The sequence below is a fragment of the Halobacteriovorax sp. RT-1-1 genome, from assembly GCF_047085455.1.
GTDB lineage: Bacteria > Bdellovibrionota > Bacteriovoracia > Bacteriovoracales > Bacteriovoracaceae > Halobacteriovorax_A.
On sequence record NZ_JBKIXZ010000002.1, the window covers coordinates 748895 to 768041 of the forward strand.

At 35.7% G+C, this 19147-nt stretch carries 16 protein-coding genes; 13 read left to right on the plus strand and 3 right to left on the minus strand.

The genetic code is table 11. The annotated features are described in order from the left end of the window. The first annotated feature begins 3 nt into the window (after positions 1–3). The 4 genes from ACMAWV_RS13920 to ACMAWV_RS13935 are packed head-to-tail and all read left to right on the plus strand — an operon-like array spanning position 4 to position 6159. Positions 4–1209: a TolC family protein gene (locus ACMAWV_RS13920; protein WP_412470162.1), complete on the plus strand. Its 1206-nt coding sequence runs from the start codon at positions 4–6 to the stop codon at positions 1207–1209. Then, positions 1202–2581 carry an efflux RND transporter periplasmic adaptor subunit gene (locus ACMAWV_RS13925; protein WP_412470161.1) on the plus strand — a complete coding sequence of 460 codons (1380 nt, stop codon included), beginning with the start codon at positions 1202–1204 and terminating at the stop codon, positions 2579–2581. The genes ACMAWV_RS13920 and ACMAWV_RS13925 overlap by 8 nt, the downstream gene beginning before the upstream one ends. After that, entirely contained in the window at positions 2574–5690 is a 3117-nt protein-coding gene (locus tag ACMAWV_RS13930) for an efflux RND transporter permease subunit (RefSeq protein ID WP_103218151.1), read from the plus strand. The genes ACMAWV_RS13925 and ACMAWV_RS13930 overlap by 8 nt, the downstream gene beginning before the upstream one ends. After that, on the plus strand, positions 5683–6159 hold the full coding sequence (locus ACMAWV_RS13935) for a hypothetical protein (RefSeq protein WP_392992611.1): 477 nt from the start codon (positions 5683–5685) through the stop codon (positions 6157–6159). Before ACMAWV_RS13930 ends, ACMAWV_RS13935 begins: the two co-directional genes overlap by 8 nt. Here the strand turns inward: ACMAWV_RS13935 and ACMAWV_RS13940 are convergent, their stop codons facing one another. After that, positions 6160–6672: a DUF2391 family protein gene (locus tag ACMAWV_RS13940; protein ID WP_103218149.1), complete on the minus strand. Its 513-nt coding sequence runs from the start codon at positions 6670–6672 to the stop codon at positions 6160–6162. It abuts the gene before it with no gap. A gap of 77 nt (positions 6673–6749) precedes the next feature. After that, positions 6750–7667: a hypothetical protein gene (locus ACMAWV_RS13945; RefSeq protein WP_412470160.1), complete on the minus strand. Its 918-nt coding sequence runs from the start codon at positions 7665–7667 to the stop codon at positions 6750–6752. A 238-nt stretch (positions 7668–7905) separates the two neighbouring features. Here ACMAWV_RS13945 and ACMAWV_RS13950 point away from each other — a divergent pair, with 238 nt between their 5' ends. From ACMAWV_RS13950 to ACMAWV_RS13990, 9 genes are all read left to right on the plus strand, one after another. Beyond that, a complete protein-coding gene (locus tag ACMAWV_RS13950) occupies positions 7906–8358 on the plus strand; it encodes an ankyrin repeat domain-containing protein (RefSeq protein WP_103218147.1) in 453 nt (150 codons plus the stop codon). Positions 8359–8451: 93 nt separating this feature from the next. Continuing rightward, entirely contained in the window at positions 8452–8682 is a 231-nt protein-coding gene (locus ACMAWV_RS13955) for a hypothetical protein (protein WP_103218146.1), read from the plus strand. A 175-nt stretch (positions 8683–8857) separates the two neighbouring features. Next, a complete protein-coding gene (locus ACMAWV_RS13960; protein ID WP_412470159.1) occupies positions 8858–9376 on the plus strand; it encodes a hypothetical protein in 519 nt (172 codons plus the stop codon). Positions 9377–9447: 71 nt separating this feature from the next. Continuing rightward, complete coding sequence (locus ACMAWV_RS13965; protein ID WP_412470158.1) at positions 9448–10731, plus strand: PepSY-associated TM helix domain-containing protein; 1284 nt, start codon at positions 9448–9450, stop codon at positions 10729–10731. Then, positions 10728–11921 carry a hypothetical protein gene (locus ACMAWV_RS13970; protein WP_412470157.1) on the plus strand — a complete coding sequence of 398 codons (1194 nt, stop codon included), beginning with the start codon at positions 10728–10730 and terminating at the stop codon, positions 11919–11921. Before ACMAWV_RS13965 ends, ACMAWV_RS13970 begins: the two co-directional genes overlap by 4 nt. Further along, positions 11914–14112, plus strand: coding sequence for a GNAT family N-acetyltransferase (locus tag ACMAWV_RS13975; protein ID WP_412470156.1), 2199 nt, complete (start codon positions 11914–11916; stop codon positions 14110–14112). Before ACMAWV_RS13970 ends, ACMAWV_RS13975 begins: the two co-directional genes overlap by 8 nt. Next, positions 14109–15833, plus strand: coding sequence for an IucA/IucC family protein (locus ACMAWV_RS13980; protein WP_412470155.1), 1725 nt, complete (start codon positions 14109–14111; stop codon positions 15831–15833). The genes ACMAWV_RS13975 and ACMAWV_RS13980 overlap by 4 nt, the downstream gene beginning before the upstream one ends. A 20-nt stretch (positions 15834–15853) precedes the next feature. Continuing rightward, positions 15854–17125: a lysine N(6)-hydroxylase/L-ornithine N(5)-oxygenase family protein gene (locus tag ACMAWV_RS13985; RefSeq protein WP_412463201.1), complete on the plus strand. Its 1272-nt coding sequence runs from the start codon at positions 15854–15856 to the stop codon at positions 17123–17125. Between the two features lie 10 nt (positions 17126–17135). After that, a complete protein-coding gene (locus tag ACMAWV_RS13990; RefSeq protein ID WP_392992595.1) occupies positions 17136–18086 on the plus strand; it encodes a hypothetical protein in 951 nt (316 codons plus the stop codon). Between the two features lie 32 nt (positions 18087–18118). Here the strand turns inward: ACMAWV_RS13990 and ACMAWV_RS13995 are convergent, their stop codons facing one another. Continuing rightward, a complete protein-coding gene (locus ACMAWV_RS13995) occupies positions 18119–19144 on the minus strand; it encodes a succinylglutamate desuccinylase/aspartoacylase family protein (protein ID WP_103218138.1) in 1026 nt (341 codons plus the stop codon). Positions 19145–19147 lie beyond the last annotated feature (3 nt).

The following is a 19147-nucleotide window of genomic DNA, read 5'->3' on the forward strand; positions in this document are numbered from 1 at the left end:
ATTATGCTTAAATTAGCTTTAGTTACTTTCATTTCCACATGCTCAATGGCCTTTTCTTTTAAACAGGCAGTAGGGCAGTTGAGTAAACATAATAGTGTTGAAGCAATTAAAGGGAGTGCTAAGTCTCTTGTTGAATCTTCAAAACAAAAAAGTTCTTGGGGAGACCCAATGTTTAAAGTTGCTGCAAAGAACTTTCCTGTTGAAACATTGGATTATAACCAAACTCCAATGACGGGGCTAGAGCTTGGAATTTCTCAAAAGATTGCCCTTTCAAATAAGTATGGAAAGGCATCTGAAAGCGTCAATGCTCAAGCAAGAGCGATGAATTATTCGGCACTAGATTATGAGCAGGCATTGGTTAAGGCGTTGTGGGGAAATGTTATTGGAAATCGTAAAATTGAAAGCGAGCTATTCATTTTAAAAGAAAACATAGCATGGATTAATAATATTCTGAAAGTAAGTAAGAAGCTCTATTCAAATGGACGCATTACTCAGCAAGCTCTACTTGATATTCAAATTAGAAAGTCAGAAATTGAAAGTGAACTAAGTAATAAGACTTTCGAATTAAAACAGAATAAGGCACAGCTCAAATACTTACTTGGAGATCGTGCTACTAGCTTTGATTACAAAAGTGTTCCTTGGAGTTTATTAGATAAGTCTATGAAAGAGGATATAAAAGATAATCGTCTTAAGGCCCTCGAAGAAGGAAAGATCGCAGGAGAGTTTGCTGTTGAACAAGCTAATCTTGCTTTTATTCCAGATATTACAGTCTCTTTAGGTTATACATTTCGTTCAGATGAAATAGATAAGAATGGTGACTTCGTTGGAGCACAAATAACATTTCCTATTCCGGTTTCAGATGACAAAAGTGGTGGAAAAGGTGCAGCTGTTGCAAATCGCTATGCCGCAATCAAGAAATTGGAAGATTACAAGCTTAAGAAGAATCGTGATTTAAATATTATTAAAGATGATATTGAGAAATTAAAAGCGGAGTTACAAATTATTACTAAGAAGTCTGTAAACTTCGCTAAAAACTCGCGATCAATCACTTCAAAATCTTACGGTCGTGGCAATAGCTCATATGTAGAGCTTTTGCAGAGTGAATTGCGACTTCAAACAATTTTATTAAAAAAAGTCATGCTAGAAGCACAATTAGCAACTTCTAAAGTTGATTATAAATACACTCTTGGAGAGTCTCTCTATGAATAAATTACTTAAAATTATTACTTTCACAACACTTTTAGGATTTGTTGCTTGTTCGCCGAAAGAGGAAACTAGTACACATAGTGAATCTAAGGTTAAAACTTATTATACATGCTCAATGCACCCACAGATTAAGGAAGATAAGCCTGGAAAGTGTCCAATCTGTCATATGAACTTAACTAAAGTTGAAGTTGAAGATGATCATGACCATTCTGCCATGATACAAAATGAACCACAAAAGGACCTTTGGCGTTGTAAGGACTTTCCAGATGTAACAAGTGAGAAAGAAGATGTCTGTCCAATGGATGGGTCTCCAATGGTTAAAGTTAATACACAAAAAGAGAATGCTTCTAAAGTTGTTGCTAGTGTGAAACTTAGAAAGTCTCAACTAAAACATTTTAATCCATCTTACTTTCCAGTAACGACAATGAAGATGACTAAGAAAATTAGACTTCTAGGTCAAGTACTCCAATCAGAAGAAAAGGAAAGTAATATACCGGCAAGAATCGATGGCCGTGTTGAGAAAGTATATGTGAAATCAACAGGAAGTTTTGTTAAAACAGGTGATCCAGTTGTTGATATTTACAGTCCAAAATTAATTTCAGCAGGAGAAGAATACATTCTAGCTCGAAAGACATACTTAAAGAATAAAGGACGTGAGTTCCGTGATCTTTATTTACAAAGTCAGGAAAGACTTGAGCTGTGGGGGATAAAAAAAGAACAATATGAAGCATGGGCAAAGTCTGGTGCTGTTCCGAATAAGATCACAATCTATTCGCCTGCTACAGGAATTGTACAAAAAAGAAGTGCTACAGTTGGTACATATTTTAAAGAAGGACAAAACTTCTTTGAACTTTCAAACCTAAGTGATGTTTGGGTCGAACTCGATGTCTATGAGCAGGATTCTGCCCTAGTACAATTAGGTCAAACTGTTGAATTAGAATTTATTGCAATCCCTGGAAAGACGACAAAGGGTGAGGTGGATTTTATTAGCCCTGTTCTTGATCAACAGTCTCGAACATTAAAGGTTCGCGCTACGATTCAAAATGAGGAAGGGAAACTAAAGCCTGGAATGGTTGCAAATGCTCAAATTACTTTTGAATTAGAGGGAATGCCTCTCGTAATTCCACGATCTGCTGTTATTGATACTGGAAAGAGAAAAGTTGCATGGGTAAAGGTTAGTGATAAAGAGTTTAAGTCAGTCGTTATTAAAACGGGGCATGAGTCAGAAGGCTATGTTGAGGTTAAAGAGGGACTTAAAGATGGGGATCAAGTTGTTATCGAAGGAAACTTTCTTCTTGATGCTCAAGCACAACTTTTTGGTGGATATGAGGATATGAGTACATCTGATCCTCATCAAGGGCATACTAATGATTAAGAATATTATTGAATTATCCATTCGAAATCGTGTCACTGTAGTACTAATCTTTATCTTAGTTGCACTACTTTCTGTCTTTAGCTTATCGACAGCACGAATTGATGCAATTCCAGATATTGGAGAAAATCAGCAAATTGTTTTCACAAATTGGGCAGGAAGATCACCTAAGGATATTGAAGAACAAATTACTTATCCTTTAAGTGTTCTTCTTCAGGGAATTCCTGGAGTTAAAAATATTCGCGGAACTTCTGCATTCGGTTTCTCTACGATTTATGTCATTTTTAATGATGATGTTGATTTTTACTGGTCGAGATCTCGTGTTTTAGAAAAGCTTACAAGTGCAAAGAATGAACTACCTGAAGGCGTAAATCCTGCAATGGGACCGGATGCAACAGGTCTTGGCCAAGTTTATATGTATACACTCGAGAACGCTTCAGATAATGAAAAGCCGTTGTCATTAGAAGAGTTGAGAACATTACAAGACTTCTACGTTCGTTATCTTCTTCAAAGTGTGGAGGGAGTAAGTGAAGTCGCAAGTATTGGTGGATTTGTTAAAGAGTATCAAATCGATGTTGATCCTAATAAACTTATTGCCTATGACATTCATCTGACATCTATTATTCAAGCTATTCAAGATAGTAATATTGATGTTGGAGCAGAAGTTATTGAAGATGGTGATCGTGAATTTATTGTTCGTGGTAAAGGATTCTTCAAGTCACTTACAGATATTGAAAATGTTGTCGTTGCTGTAAAGAATAAGTCTCCTATTCGAATTAAAGACATGGCAAGTGTTGGTACAGGTCCTGCTTTTCGTCGTGGAGCACTTGATAAAGACGGAACAGAAGCTGTTGGTGGTATCGTTACAATGCGATTTGGAGAAAATCCAAAAGAAGTCATTGATAATGTAAAAGAGAAAATTGAAATTGTTAAGGCCGGACTTCCAAAAGGCGTTATTTTTAGTCCTTTCTACGACCGAACAGAGGTAATTGAAAGAACAATTGGAACAGTTTATTCTGCCTTAGCGCAAGAGATTGTGATAACTGTTATTGTTATTTTACTATTCTTACTTCACTTTAAATCTTCAATCTTAGTATCGCTAACTCTACCATTTGGTGTTGGTATAAGTTTCATTCTCATGAAATTTATTGGTATTGACTCTAATGTTATGAGTTTATCTGGGCTTGTTATTGCTATTGGTTCAATGGTGGATATGGGTATTATCATGACTGAAAATATCTATTCAAGCCTTGCAAGTGAAGATCGAGATCTTTCTAAGTCTGAGCGTGTTGAAATTGTAGTTAAGGCTGCCCGTGAGGTTGGTCCAGCTATTTTAACAGCTGTTGCCACAACAATTGTAACTTTCTTACCTGTATTTGGATTAGAAGGAAGTGAAGGGAAACTCTTTGGTCCACTTGCTTGGGCAAAGACACTGGCAATGTTTGGCTCTGTTGTGGTTGCTATTATTCTTGTTCCGGCCCTAAGTGTTTTCTTCTTAAAAGGAAAGCTTAAGCCGATAGAGAAAAACCCTGTCAGCTTAAAAATTATTAATACTTATCAGCCAGTGCTTAGTTGGCTTCTGGATAATCGAAAGTTCTTTGCAATTTTCCCAACTCTAATTTTCATCCTCGGAGGAATTGCATATTCTCAACTTGGTAAAGAGTTTATGCCTTCACTTAATGAGGGGGAAATTCTTTATATGCCTGTAACTACTGCTGATGTTGGGATGACAAAGGCACGAGAACTTTTGGCCTATACAGACAAGGAGCTAGTTAAGCATCCTCTTGTTGCGAGTGCGATAGGAAAACTAGGGCGTGCTGAAACGGCACTCGATCCTGCTCCGGTTGCAATGTTTGAAACAGTTGTAAAACTTATCCCTCAAGATCAGTGGCCAAGTGGAACTTCGATTTACGATATTATGGCTGAGCTTGATCAACAGCTACAAGTTCCTGGCCTTGTAAATGCGTGGCTATTTCCAATTGAGAATAGAATCGCCATGATTTCTACAGGAATTAAAACGCAAATTGGTGTGAAAATCTTTGGGGATAACCTCGAAAAGCTAGAAAAGATTGGACAAGAAATTGGCCATGTTCTTGAGGGCATCAAAGGTGCAAGTGGGGTCTATGCACAACAGATCACAGGTAAACCTTATATTGAATTTGATATTGATCGTGTGGCCGCAAGTCGCTATGGGATTAATACTGGAACGATAAATAAAATTCTTCAAACTGCAGTCGGCGGTATGACGATCGGGCAATTTTATGATGGCAGACAAAGATTTCCAATTCGCGTACGTTATAAGAAAGAGCTAAGAGATCGTATTGACGAGTTAAAGAAGGTACTTGTACCTAGTCCACTTGGTCAGCATATTCCATTAGAACAGCTTGCTAAGATTGAAGTTGTAACTGGTCCTGCTATGATTCAATCTGAAGATGGAATGCTGCGCTCACTTGTACTTTTAAATGTTCAAGATCGTGATCTAATTGGTTTTGTGGAAGAAGCTAAGAAGGCGGTAGAAGAAAAAGTAGAACTCCCTAAAGGATATTCTTTAGTTTGGGCCGGGCAATATGAAAATCAGGTACGATCTAATAATCGACTGATGCTTCTTGTTCCTCTAGCGCTTGTTATAAATTTAATCATTATTTATTTTGGGATTAAAAATCTACGTAATGCTGCAATTGTTTTTAGTGCCGTTCCAATCGCATTTGCAGGTGGTCTAATTCTGCTTTGGATTGGAGGCTTTAATACGTCTGTTGCCGTTTGGGTTGGTTTTATTGCCTTATTTGGTATTGCTGTCGATGATGGTGTCGTTATGATGACCTATCTGCAAGAAGAGTTTAAAACAATTAAACCAAGAAATTGGAGTGAGCTTAAGGAAGTAATCGTCAATGCAGGTTCTAGACGTATTAGACCTCTTGTTATGACAACGACAACGACTGTCGTGGCCTTAGTTCCTATTATGTGGTCGACAAGTACAGGAAGCGAAGTTATGAAGCCGATGGCCATTCCTACGCTTGGAGGGATGCTTGTTGAGTTAATTACATTATTTGTTGTTCCTATTACATATTCATATTTTGAACAAAAGAACCTTAAAGGAGAAACACATGAATAAATTTATTATTGTAAGTATGATTGCTTTTAATTTATTTGCTGCTGGCCGTATTGAGATGGCACCAAACACAAAAAAAGAAGTTGTTAAAGTTCTCGAATTAAATGAAACACTTCATGCAAGCTTCTTTGAATACGATGGGGCAAAAGTTGAGGAAGCTGCAAAGAAGCTTTCAACAGCAATTGATAAGATTAGTGATGAGAAAATTAAGAAGCTTCTAACTTTTTCAAAAACAAAGCTTTCTGAAATTCAAGCTTCAAAAACAACTGCTGAAAACAATCAAAGTTACCACTTAGTTTCAATGGCACTAATTCATATCATTAATACATATGATGTAGGTGAGAAGTATAATGCTTACTCATGTCCTATGGTTAAGAAGAAGTGGGTACAAAACTCATCTAAACAGGATAAAGTTCACAATCCATATGCATCAAATATGCCACACTGTGGACAAAAAGATACTAAGTTCTAATTACTTCAAATAATCTGTGATGGCCGCTCCAAAGATGCTTGGGAATGCAATAATTACTGTGCGTTTAAAAGCTAGAATTGGATCGGTCATTACGGGAAATTTATCAATCAAAAATAGAATGAATACAACACTGGAAGTTGTGATTAAGTAAATCGCAAAAATTCTCTTAATAAACTCTGCGACATTTCCCTTAAGCTTAAAACGGTAGAAGTTAAAGTAGACAAAGCAAGTAACAATAACAATTGAAGATGCTAGTAGATAATAGATATTATCAAACTTCAAACTTACACTAAGATTCCATACTTCTTCAGTAAAACACAATGGTGAGGCCACAAGAAAGGCCCCTACAAAAATTTGTGAGACATCACGTAGTCTTAATTCAACCATTAGTGGATTGATAACATGACCAATTGGCTTACCGGTATCATCTAAGAATGTAACAACTTCTTTGAGATAGCCATTGATTCGTTTGATTTCAGTATGTGTATTCTTTAAACCTTTAAAAACATCCATACTAAAATTATAGAGAGATTTTGGAATTTAAGCAAAAAAAAAGGCCCGGATAACCGGGCCTGTATATTAACTTTAATTTAGAATAAGTTAATTGTTGCTGAGAAACCGAAGTTTGTTTTGTCTTTGTCGAAGTCATCAGCAAGGAATTGGATATTTGGGTAAAGGTAAATATCACGAGTAACAGAGATACCTACACCAACTGATTGGTATTCGTAAGCTCTAAGAAGTTTTGCATCTTTTCCTCTTGATTTTTGGTAGTTAAAGTAACCAAATACTGTTCTGAATGAGAAAGTATCATTGAATACGTATTCAAGTTGAGGGTAAAGACCAATTGCCATTTCTGTCTGGTAGTCTTTTAAGAATGGTTGTCCTGTTTTTGCTTGAAAGTCAGCTCTGTACTTAGAGTCAGCTAGACCACCAGAGAAGTAAAAGCTTGCTGAAACACTTGCACCAAGAGTCCAACCTGAGTCTCCAAATTTTTTCATCATATACTGAGATACACCTAGAATTTGATCTAGATTTTGATTCTTGTATGAATCTTTTGTACCAAAAGTTAAATCTGCTGACGTAATTGTTTGGATACCTGCGATTGTGTAAACACGAGAGTAACCAATGTATGGGTTAGAAATGTCACCTTTAGCGTGGTGAAATGGCGTTAGAACTGAGTAACCAGCACCAACTGTAATAGAATCATTCTTAGAAAGTCTATAACGACCAGAGATTGATCCACTCATCGATGTTTCAGTTTCGTTTTCTGGGTCAGCATAAATATTTGGTCTTTCTTTACCAAATGGGTCATCAAGAGATCCACCATTGTAACCAAGTGAGAGACTCATGCTCAGTGGTGATTTCGATCCAGATTCAGCTCTCATACGAGCATTTGTAATCTCTTCATCGATATCCTTTTTATCAGTAGTTGTTTTCTTTTCTTCTGCTTGCGCGTTTGAAAGTCCCAGCCCTAGCATCAAGATTGCAAGTGCAATGTTCTTTTTCATAATCACTCCATGTGTATGTTTTTATAGACTAATATTGTCTAAAGACTGATGTAAAAGATCAATGAAATTCTTAATAAAATCTTAATATACAACAAGAAAGATTTTTGCGTATGGCGCCAATATAGCTTAATTCAATAAATAATAGGCAAATAACAATTAAGGGGCTTAATTAATCTTATCCCTTCTTCACTTTATAGACGAGATGACTTCTCCGTAGAATTATCTATCAGGAGAAGTTATGACTAAAATTTTTGATTGGGCACGAAGTGGTGATGTAGGCGAATTGAGTATTTACTTACTCACAAATGAAGAATGTAACTTAGAGGTCAAAAATGAAAAAGGTTATACGCCACTCTTAGAGGCTACCCAACGTGGTCACTTTGACTTTTGTCATACACTACTTAGCGCTGGAGCAAATCCAATCGCTAAAGACGGCCTTGGCAATACTGCATTGATGCTAGCTTGCTTAAAAGGTGATTTAAAAATCGTAAAATTACTTATTCAATATGGAGCAAAGCTTTGCGAAATAAATGATTCTGGAATGAGTGCACATGATTGGGCAATGGCATTTAATCGAAAAAAAATAGTCTCATTTATTAGTGAAACACACCATTTTCAAAATGATCGAATCAAGAGCTATTATGGCCTCGTCAAAAATGGACTTAAGTCTATTGCATGGTTTAATAGGTGATGTCTATGGCGCCATAAAGACTCAGTATTTTATTTTAATCCTATTTCTTGCGAAGATTAATTAACGGATAATTAATCATCAAAGGAGATGGATATGAAAGTTCATACATTATTTACGACACTAATTATTGGTGCAAGTATGGTGAGCCTTTCGGCAACAGCTGAATCCCTTTGTGAACATAAATACGATTCACAAGAGGTGAGCTCTCATCGTAACCTAGAGAATGAAGTTGTTCATTCTTCTAATTCATTTAAATCAAAGTTTAAAAAGTCTGGCGAAACTCGCATCCTTAGTAAGATCGAAGGGCGTGATCCAATTCGCTAAATCTAACAAAGAGGCCCTGTTGATGTCTCCAAATAGGGCCACTTCCACCAAATTTCATGTATTTATTTCAAAAAGTGTCTTTGTTAGCAATCATTTGTTTAAATATGTAGATTATTGTTTGACACCTCAAACTCGTTCAGATATTTATTCTTCATAAACTTAAAGGAGAATAAACATGATGAAAAAATCACTTATAGCTTTATTATCACTACTATCAGTTTCAGCTATCGCAAACACTGACCTTGTTCTTGAAGGTGAGAGATGGCTTGCACAGCATAAAGGTTATGTATGTGCAGCATTTACTGACTACACAAATGCACCGGCTTCTCACAACAACATGAATGTTAAATTTGAAAAGCTTTCAACTGATTACACACTAGATAATATTCTAATCAAGGCAACTTTTGAGAATGTAGATGGTGTTGAGTGTTCATACTCTTCAATCCTATTTGCAGACAACGCAGCTTCTACAATTGACCTAGTCGATTCAAGAGCTTTCTCTAAGTTTGATGCTTCAGCAGATTGTTCAGAAGGTAAGGCAGTTCTTGATGCTCAACTTGCAAACAATGATTACCTATACTGGGGACACCCTCACCACGCAACAATTATGGTTCCTGCAACTGGTGCAGCTGAAGTTTGCGGCGAAGGTGCAACACATATTGGTATCGATTTTATGGTTTATAAAAGACTATAAAAAATCCTTGATATTAAGCAGGGCCTTTCTTTCGTAAGAAAGTATAAGGTTCCTGCTTTTTACTTAATTTTATGAGTTCATTAGTAAGAAAATTTTTAAAAATTCATCGTATACTAGGCTTAGTCCTAGCGATTAACTTTCTCTTGTTAGGCTTAACAGGAGTTGTTCTCGTTTGGCGTCACGAATTATCTCCTGTTCATTCGGTAGAACAGCAGAGCGCTTTTGTTTCAGATCAATCCTCTCTTTCAAAAATTGAAAATTACATACGCGAAAATGAAATTTACAAAGATAAAAAAGTACTTTCAATTTTTAAAGGTGATGATGGTGATATTCAAGCACGAATAACAGAGCCAGGTGTTGAAAAGTTTAAAGGTGCAACAAGATTAAAATTTGATCTTGCTGGTAATGTGCTGACATCAAATCAAGTCAAGCCTACGGTCTTTATTGATTTCGTCTTAAAGCTACATCGTGAGTTACTCTTAGGTGGAAAAGGTAAAATTTTAATAGGGCTTATGGGAGTGTTCTTTCTCGTTGCTCTTCTAAGTGGTGCTTTTATTGCAAATAAGTTCTACCGTAACGTAAGAACAATGAACTCTCGAATTATGCTTGGGCGTCTTCATAAAATAATCGGCGTTAAAACACTTGCATGGCTTTTTATTGTTACTTTTACTGGAGCGATCTTAGCATTCAATAGTACATTAATTGGTCTCTTTTTAAGAGGAAATGTAAAGGCCCAGCAAGAGAATGCAATTGTCATCGAAAATGCAAAGTATGTATCGGTCACAACAATTTTAAAAGAACTAGAATCAAAACTTGCTCATTTAGAATATGACTTTATTTCTTTTCCTGATAATGAATTCTCAGTACCAAATCAATTTGTTGTATTGATGGAAAATGAAAGTCATCATCACGAGATCGCTTATATTGATGGAATAACAGGAAAGTTAAACCGCACAGTAACGTTACCATGGTACTTAGAACTTCTCATTCTTTCAGAACCTCTGCATTTTGGCGATTATGGTGGAGTCATTCTTAAGATTATTTGGAGTCTTTTCGGTCTTATTTCTTCTTTTATACCAATTAGTGGAATCTATATTTTCTTATTTAGAAAAAAATACTTAGTAGCAAGGAGTGAGCAGTATAATGGTAATTTAATAAGTGATGTAAATATTTCGTTTACTGAGATTCTACTTCCTAGCTTATTTGTTTTTGTCATTTTCTTTGTTACTTCTGATTTTAAATGGATTTTAAGTGCACTATTTTTAGTCTACTTAGTTTTCTCTTGGCGTGATTTGATAGTTTTTATTTCTTCTCTAAGAAAAAAGAAGAGAATTCAGAAGGAGAGTATCTCTTGAGTTCTCAACTTCAAATAAGTGACAATTTTACTAAGGCCATCTCATGCCTTTGTTTTGTTTTTGGTGCGGCCCAAACTATACTTCTTGGTCTTATACCGAAAATTGCTATGGTAACGAATCTTGATATTACATCAATCATAATTATCTATGGGTTTTCGATCTTCTTCTTTCTTTTTATGACAAAGGAGTGGGCCGCACTTTTTTCTAAACTTAAGGCCAAGACTATCTATCGAATTGCTCAGTTTGGATTGCTCATGTCGAATCTGGCCCTTTTAGCAACATTTACTTCTGGTAATGTTAGGCTGTCTCTCATTTTCTTTGTTATATCTCGAATTATTTATGCATTGAGTGCAAGCTCTATTATTCCTTTTTCTCAAATTGTTAAGATTGGCCGATACAAAGATACTCATAGTGGTATTCTTGAAACAACTATTTTTCTAAATGCTGGAAGGCTTGTTGGATTGGTACTAGGTGGACTTCTCGCATTTAATCTCAATTTGAGCTTAGTGGTTTTGATCGTTATGCTTCTTTTAACAATTCCATTTGATTTTAAGAGCGGAATCAACGAAATTCAAACTATCGCTGGAAAGAAAGATTCTGATACTAAGCAATTGATAATGCCACTTCTTTTTATTCCATTGATTTATACATTTATGACTTCATTTTTTCACACTAGTATCACGAGTGTGGTTGGAGACATATTAATCGGCCAAATTAAGCAATCAGCTACTATCTATTGGCTACTAACTCTTGCATCTCTTGTCATAATTCTTACACAGTTAATTTTAAAGAAGTTAAAACTTATTAACTCTAAAATATTCTCTACTTTGGCAATTGTTTCTCTTTTATTTAGTTTCTACTCATTCTCTAGAGTAAATAGCTTAGAAACACTTTACGGATTCATCCTTCTATTCTCATTTGGAGCTGCAATTATTCCAATTTTATATATGGGACATATTTATAACTTGAACCCTAGTTCTCCAAAGCAGATTGTTGCCAGTGAGATCAGTTTTTATCAAACCCTAGGCAACGCTCTTGGAGCGATAATGTCAGGTGTAATTATTAAGTACAACTTTACAAATTATATTCTTTTTCTATTTGTGGCCTTAGTAGTAGGGGCGATCTCAATAAGTTTCAAATACAGTACTTCAGATACGAGCGAAGAACTAAGCGGAGCGACTAATGGTTAATATAAATTATAGGCAGCTTGCTGATAAATATAGTATTCGTGCATTAGTTAACTCAATGATAAGAGATTATTCAGAAGATAATCTTGTTAAAGTTGATGTTGAAAATAGTGATGTATTGATTGGTGATCTTGTTTTTGAACTTGAGTCATATTCTCCTCTCGGTGGGCATCGTTATACTGGTGATATTTACTTCAATAAAACAAAGCTCACTTTTGATGAGATGCTTGTTCACTTAGTGCCTTATTTTTCTAATGTTGATTCTACTTTTATCGAAAATATAATTAACTCTCGCGATAATATCGAGTTGATTCTTAAATATAATCCACAAGTGAATATTGATAGCTACCTTACTAGTGAACAAAAGATGCTTCTTGGACATCCATTTCACCCTTATCCTAAATGTAAAAAGGGAATGAGTGAAGAGGATCTCAAACTTTATTCACCTGAATTCTCTAATGGATTTAAGTTGATCTGGATAAAGTGTAGAGAAGAATCAATCCATACTAATGCAGAGCTATTTGCAGTTTCTACAGCTATGAATAAGCTTGCTCAATTTGATTTAGAAGATATCGATGACTCTTTCGTCTATATTCCAATGCATCCTTGGCAGTGGCGTCGTTTAAAAGAGAAAGAATTAGTTAATGGCATAGTGGAAGTTGCAAGTGGTGTTAATGATTGGTATGCACTTTCTTCCCTTAGATCTCTATATTCATATGGAGCACCTTTCTTAGTTAAGTATTCAATGGATGTAAAGCTAACAAACTCGATAAGGCATCTTCAACCAGAAGAAGCTATTCGTGGAATGCAGATGGAAACTGTATTCAAAAATGAAGGGGTCGCAAACTTTAGTGATAAATTTCATATTCTTTATGAACCATTCTATGTTGCTCTTAAGGGACAAGATGGTAATGCTATTATTGAATCGACAATTCAGTTACGTGAAAATTTTGAGACAGATAATTGTTTTCTACTAGGTAGCCTTGCTGAAGAGAATCCTTATACAGGAAAGTCACATCTTTTAAGCTTAGTAGAGGGAAATGCAAAGAAGGCTTGCGGGAATATCTTTTTAGCAAGAAAGTACTGGTTTGAAGCCTTTCTTGAAAATGTCATAGGGGAGTTTATTACTCTTTCTGAAGAGCACGGAATTCTTCTAGGTGCTCATATGCAAAATATCATCTTGAAAATGAAAGATGGGTTACCTGTTGGGACAATATACCGTGATTGTCAGGGGACTGGATTTACAACAAAGAGTGTGGAAAAATTTGGTTCTAAGTATGAATTTATTAGTGGCACAAAGGGAAATATTCTTTCACCTGATGATGTTAACAAAGTATATACATACTACTTAATTATCAACTCAGTATTTAATACCATTATCTCGCTTGCAAATGGTGATGCTAAGGCCGAGCTATTTCATTTAGGACAATTTAGAAATTTTATTTTTAAAGCGCATCATAAATCAACATTTCTAAATTATTTGATTAACAGTGACTTTCTCTATCAAAAAGGGAATTTCAGATGTTGTGTAAGCAATATTAACGAAAATACAATTGAAAACCCTTGGGATATATATAATAAAATACCTAATCCTATTAGTACTCTTCTAAGAAAACCTCGTGTCTATGAAGGCGAGCTTTATCGTGCAATATCTAAGCATAATCACGAGATAACTCTTCGTGCATTTGATTTGAATGAAGATCTTGAAAAGTTTCATGAATGGCATAATAAGAAGTATGTTTATGAATTTTGGGAAATGAATAAGTCGATAGAGGAACTAAGAGCTTATGTACAGGGCCTGAAAGATTCTCCATACCAACTTCCAATGATTGTGGATATCGATGGAGAACAAGCTGGATACTTCGAAGTTTATTGGAGCTTTGATGATAGGATTGCTCCTTATTGTGATGCTTCACTATATGATAGAGGAATTCACATTTTAATTGGAGAAGAGAAGTTCTTAGGTACTCGTGCCGTTTTTGATTCAATTTTTCATTTAACTAAATTCTTATTTGAAGATGATGAAAGAACTCAAAAGGTGTGGGGGGAGCCTCGTGTTGATAATAAGAAGGTCTTAACTTTAGCAAGGCTTCTTCCGGGATGGGAACATAGAGGAGTTTTTGATTTTCCACATAAAACATCAAATCTCTTAGAAGCTGATCGTACAAGGTTTTTGCGCGAGGTTCAATCATGATCAATACTCAGCTATTCTATGAATTACATAAAAACCTAATCATTAAGGCCATTGAAGAACTTCAGTTTGAAGAACTATTTAATGTTGAGTTTATTGATGATCGTTTTTATTTTAGGATAAATGATAGCATCTATTATAGTTTTCATGGCCGTATTGGTGCATGGGGAAACCTTCAAATTGATAAAAGTACTTTTCATAAAGTAAGTGGTGAAAAGGTTATCGTGGAGTTTACTCTGGCAGATTTCTTCTACGAGACTCAATACCTTACAAAGATGAGTGATGAAACATTGGCACAATTTATCGAAGAAGGTAATCAGACTATTTATGGAGATATCCTTCATTATCACTCTCTAGAGAATCTTTCTCTTAATGAGATTGCACAGTTTAATTTTAATAAAATTGATCAAATTCTTTCAGGGCACCCAAAAATTATTATGAATAAGGGACGCCTCGGATGGGGAAGTGATGAACTCTTAAAATATGCACCAGAAACACGAAACAGCTACAAGCTACATTGGTGTGCAATAAAAAAAGAGTATCTTGAATTAGGCCTTGATCAAGAACAATTAAATCTAAATGATCTCTATAAAGACTCCCTGTCGATCAGCGAAGTTGAATTTGCTAAAGGGCTAGTTCATGAAACTGGCGCAAATAGTGATGATTTTGTTTTCATCCCTGTACATCCTTGGCAGTGGAGTAAATATATAAGTGTTCAATTTGCACACTTAATTTATCAAAATGCGCTTATACCACTTGGAGTCATGGGAAGAGAATATACTCCACAGGTTTCTATTAGAACCTTATCTTCTAATTCTCGTGAGAGTAAATTTGACTTAAAAGTCGCAATTTCAATTTTAAATACATCTAGTGTTAGAGGAATTCCTCAAAAATATATCTCAAAAGGTCATCTTTTATCACAGAAGGTTGAGAGCATCATTAAGTCAGATAGCTTTCTTGCTGATAAGGTCGATATATTAAAAGAAGTTGCAGCAATGAGCTGTCCGCTACCTGAGTTTAACCGTATCGACGGAGGCTCATATCGCTATAAGGAATTACTTGGGTGTGTATGGCGAGAAAGTGTAGAGAATAAGATTGCTGATGATGAGCTCGCAATTCCTACAGCGGCACTATTATTCACTAAAGATAACCAATCTCTTGTTAGTGAATATATTAAATTATCGGGGCTAGGTACTAAGGAATGGTTAAAAGAATACTTTGAAGTTGTTGTCATTCCTCTTTATCACTTACAAGTAGAACATGGATTGGGCCTTGTTGCTCACGGACAAAATACGATACTGACTCTTAAAGGTGCAAGGCCTAATAAACTTATTATTAAAGACTTTCATGGTGACTTTAGAATGGCATCTGATTCAAAGCATAGCGAAGCTGATTTTGGTGTTGAGCTTGATAAGTTACCACCAGAGTATTTGATTCACGATCTTATCACAGGACACTTTATCACAGTCTTACGCTACTTCTCGAGAGTAGTTGAAGAATGTCTAGGTTTTAAAGAAAAGGACTTTTATCACTTACTTGGTGAAGTTGTAGCAAACTATCAAGTCGATTGTTCTCCTGTTGGTAAGGTTAATTTATTAAGAAATGAATTTGAAAAGGTATTGGTTAATACTGTTCGCTTTGTAGCTGGTTACAGCGAAACAGGGGAAAGGCTTAAACCAATGCTTGGAAGTAATATTAAAAATCCTCTTGTTAAAAATAGTTAGGGTTGAGTTGAGGTAGTTAAATGCAGAATATATATGACATTGTTGGAATCGGTTTAGGACCGTTTAATTTGAGTTTAGCAGCTCTTTTAAATCCTTTAAGTGAAATTAATAGTAAATTCTTAGATAACAAACCAGAATTTAGTTGGCATCCTGAGTTGATGTTTGGTGATGCGATGATGCAAACTTCTTTCTTAAAGGATCTTGTCACTCCTGTTGATCCTAAAAGTATCTTTAGTTTTCTAAATTACTTAGTTGAAAATGGACAATTTTATCACTTCTTAAATACGGATCGTAAGGCGATTAACCGTTATGAGTTTCAAGACTATTGCAAGTGGGTTTCAAAACAACTTTGCGATGATATTGATTTCGACTCTAAGGTAATTGATATAAAGCACGATGGTGAAAAATTTGAGGTGATTAAGGAAGGTGGGAGTTACTTTACGAAAAATATTTGTGTCGCTTCTGGCCCAACTAAAAATATACCAGAATGTGCAAGGCCATTCCTGTCTGAGACTCTTTTTCACGCTAAGTCTAAGCAAATGAAGAAACTTGATCTTAAAGGTAAGAAAGTTGTTGTTATCGGTGGGGGACAGACGGGAGTCGAAACATTTAGAAATGCTCTTAATGGAATGTGGGGAAAAGTAGAGAAGGTTACCTTGTTAAGCGGAAGACATAATTTACAACCACTTGATGAAGCTCCATTTACAAATGAAATATTTACACCTGAATTTGTACTTAATTTTCACTCTCTATCTCAAGAGCAAAAAGATTCATATACTCAAAGCCAGCTATTAGCTAGTGATGGTAACACTCCTCAATACTTACAAGAAATGTATAATGAACTATATCTTGACCGATTCTATTTAAAGAAACTTCCTGATTATACAATTTCTCCAATGCGCTGGCTTAAGGCGATTGAGAAACAAGGAGAATCATATAAATTAGTCGTTGATAATTTACTTAATCAAAACGAAGAATTTATCGATGCCGATATTGTTATCTTGGCGACAGGTTTTAAAAGTGTTCTACCTAGTTTTCTGGATGGAATTGCGGATAAGATTACAAAGGATTCTAAGGGGCGCATAATTGTAGGACAGGATTATAGCATCCAGACTACGATTGAAAACGGGAAGATCTATTCAATGAATTTTAGTCGCCATGGCCATGGTGTAGCAGATCCACAAACAAGTTTAATGTCTTGGCGCTCGGCCATGATTGCTAATGACCTCGTTGGCGAAACTAAATACAAAACTACAAATAATAGCGAAAGCTTTTTAAGCTTTTTTAACTAACGGAGAGACAATGAAGCTAGTAACGTTACTATTTTTCTCAATACTTTCAATTACTATATCTGCTGCCCCGGCAAATGAGTCAAAGGCAGAAGTAAAAAAGGCCGAATCTTTTAATACAAAAGAAGAAGTTATCGAAAACCCAACTTTAAAGACTTTGTCGGGCTCTCTTAAGCGTTGGTCATTTTACTCAACTTTTGCTTACAAAGGTGGTGCAATTAATGACTTAACAAGTGCAGAAAGACCTAATATTAAGAATGCAGAAGGTAATCCTTCTTTGACAAATATATCTGGTGTCTTTGGTGCTAAATATCGCCTCACGAAATCAGATAATATTTCTCTTCAAGCTGGAATGTATATGGCAACGCCATTTCATTCAAACCACACGGCATCGACAGCTTCTATTCAAAAAGAATTTGATGACAACTCACAAGAGCTTGATATTGATAATCCTGTTCTTTCATACTTTAAAACATACACAATTGGTGAATTACAAAATGTTTCATTTCTAAAGTATCAGTATGTAACTCGTGGAACAGAAAAAGATTATGGTTATCATTCTGCTGCCGCTTTTTCACAAGCAATGGCGTACCGTATTTCTAAATTCGCTTATATTGCGGCAACTGCCACTTTGACTCAGTACTTCTTTGATAAGTCGACGACAAAGTATATGGGTTTTGATATCTCGCTTCTTCCATATCAAAGAGAAAGAGAGTATCAGATAAGTTTATCAACTGAAATGTACTTGAAGCGCAATATTTCTTTAAGACTTATTTCAGATATCTTCTCTCGCTATACACTAAGACGTGAGAGTAAACTTGAAAAGCGCGTTCTTCAACAAACTATTGCAGCTACATACTTCTTTAATCGCGATATCTCAATTGCACCTAATATTCGCTTCATTGCAGAAGATATTCGTGCCGATCGCACAAATGTTGGACTAACACTTAATGTGAATTTATAAAAAAAGGGGGATTGAATCCCCCTTGGTTTTTTTTATTTCTCTGAAATTTCAAAATCATCGTGGCCAGGAATTTCTTCCGGTAATGCTTCTTTTAGGTCTACTCCAAGGTGCACAATACGTTGTCCGGCCTCGCAGTTAGGTCTAACATTCTTTCCAATAACAACTCCAGAACGGTCAGCACAAATGACTTCTTTAACTTGTCCAAAGACATCGTAAACTTTTGCGATGACTTCGCCTTTTTGCACTCGATGAGTAAGTTTTGGAAGGACATCAACAATTCCACCTTTTGTTGAATAAATCCAGTAAGAATGGTCACAAATTGTTGCATCAGTAATCATATCTTTCACATCGCCTTCAATCATAGAGAAGTAGCGAAGTGTGTTCTTAATTCCATCGAGAGTTTCATCAATTAGAGCATGTTGGAAAGCATTTGGATTACCGATTTCAACAGTAATAGCATGAATACCTTGTTCATTTGCCCATGCTCTTAGTGTTCCTTCTTCATCATATTTTTGAACAATAATTTGTGGGTTTTGCAAGAAGGCCAGGGTTCTTGTTTCTTCTTTTTCAAGATCGGCCCTTAAGTAAAGACTGTTCACACGGCCATGACTTGCTGTATGAAGATCGAGTAGGTAGTCAAACTTCGAAACAATTTTTTGAGTGAAGTAGTAAGCATAAACATTACTAGGGTTCCCAGTAAGTTTACCTGGCATAATACGATTTAAGTCAACATTATCAATAAAGCGACGCTGATTTGTAAGGTAACCAGGTACGTTACTAATAGGAACCATGATGAGAGTTCCTTTCAAGTTCTTCGGATCAATCTCTTCAATAACTTTAAAAATTGTTGAGATACCATTTAGTTCATTTCCGTGAACAGCTGCTGTAATCCCAACAACTGGCCCATCCTCAATTCCTTTCATAATAATGATCGGCACGCGCCAAGGTACTCCTAGTGCGTTATCTGAAAGGTGTATTTGTAAACGGTGTACTTCACCTTTTGCAAAAGAGTTTAAATCAATTTCTTCAGTGGTCTTAATGACTTGTATTCCACCCATTGT